The following is a 1,531-nucleotide window of genomic DNA, read 5'->3' as shown; positions in this document are numbered from 1 at the left end:
AACATATCCAAACAATCCGAAGTATGACCTGACACAGGACACGCTTGACACACTCGGACTCCCGGACTATGCCCTTGCAATCTGTGAAGGCGAATTGTTTAACATACTCAACGGGAAGTCGCTTTATCTACTGGTAGTAGAAGTCGACCCCGAAGAGGGTGGAGAAGTAGAAGTCGATCCCGACCAGATACTGTATGAAGAAGGAACAGAAGTCTCACTCACAGCTATTCCTGCATCGGCAGAATGGCTATTTGGAAGCTGGTCAGGCGACCTCATAAGCACAGATCCAGTAGAGACGATTGTGATGGACGAAGACAAAGTCATCACTGCGAACTTCTACGAAGCAGAAGACCCATATGTAGGCGAACCAGATGAAATGGTAGTCTGCAGTGGAGAAGAATTCTCGATAGTAGTTCCTGGAGACGCCGATGAAGTCGAGATAACCTTCGACGGAGTCACAAAGGCTGCAGTAGAAGATCCTGAAGGACTCTTCACGGCCACGTTTACGGCTCCGACAGTCGCCAAAGACGTAACGAGAGCTATAAGCATAAAGGCGATAAAGGGACCGAAAGAGAAGAGCTGGACATGGGAAGACAGGGTAACCGTTAAAGCGGTAGAAGTAATGGTGATCAACGAGTTCTACGTTGAAGACTTCGACTGCGGAGCGGACGAAACAGAGATAGTAGTAATCACCTGCTGTTTCCCTGAACCGGATCTCATAAACAGCTTTATAGCCATCGAATACACGCACTCGGGCGAGATAGAATTCCTGACTGATCCGGAAGTAACACCGTTACCCGGATGCGAAGTAGAACTTAGATACAACTGGGAATTCCCGAGAACCGAGTGTACAGACGCGACGGTAACTGCATTCATAAAGTCTCTGTGCAGCGAGTACGTAACCGAGACAGTGGTAGTAGCGGGAATCGCTGTACTTGACGATGAAGATGTAATAGAAATCGGAATCGATCCATTGACTATTCCATGCAATGCTACCGAGGTTACGTTCCCCGTGAAGATAAACTACAGCCTCGACAAGCTAGTGGAAGTCTTTGTCGATGCCTGCAGAGGAGAGATAATCTCCGGATCTATCGCGACACTTCTCGAGACAGGAGAAGAGACATTCACAGTAGACTACTCAGACCTGGACTGCAGGGAAGCCTGTTTCGCAGTCAATGTAGTAGCCGAAGACTGTGAAGGCTGTCCGCAGGAATTCGAAATCTGCTACTACTTCGATCTCGACAACGTTCCACCTGAGGCCGAACTCTGGCTTGACCTTGATCCGACAAAATGCATCAATGCCACATCCACAACAGTTTACTGGGAAGTCACAGACAGGGCTCTTTCCGAGATATCCATAGAAGTCTCGGACGGAAATCTAGTCTGGTGGGAAGACAATGTAAAGAAGACCGGAAAGGTCTATTATGAGTACATTGGCAAACCCCTTTCAATCGGTGACATATTATGGGAATTCGACCCGTGGTGTGGTGATCTCGAGATAACACTCACAGCGACAGACTTCTGTGGTGAG

General features: G+C 48.3%; 1 protein-coding gene. It reads left to right on the top strand.

Features of this window, described 5'->3' with window-relative positions:
* Nucleotides 1–1,531 (top strand): InlB B-repeat-containing protein (locus tag BG32_RS15675; protein ID WP_220660349.1); only part of this gene is annotated, 1,531 nt, incomplete at both ends.

The organism is Mesotoga sp. HF07.pep.5.2.highcov, from assembly GCF_003666285.1.
GTDB lineage: Bacteria > Thermotogota > Thermotogae > Petrotogales > Kosmotogaceae > Mesotoga > Mesotoga prima.
The sequence above is the reverse complement of the archived record's forward strand: the minus strand, read 5'-3'. Positions and strand labels throughout refer to the sequence as shown.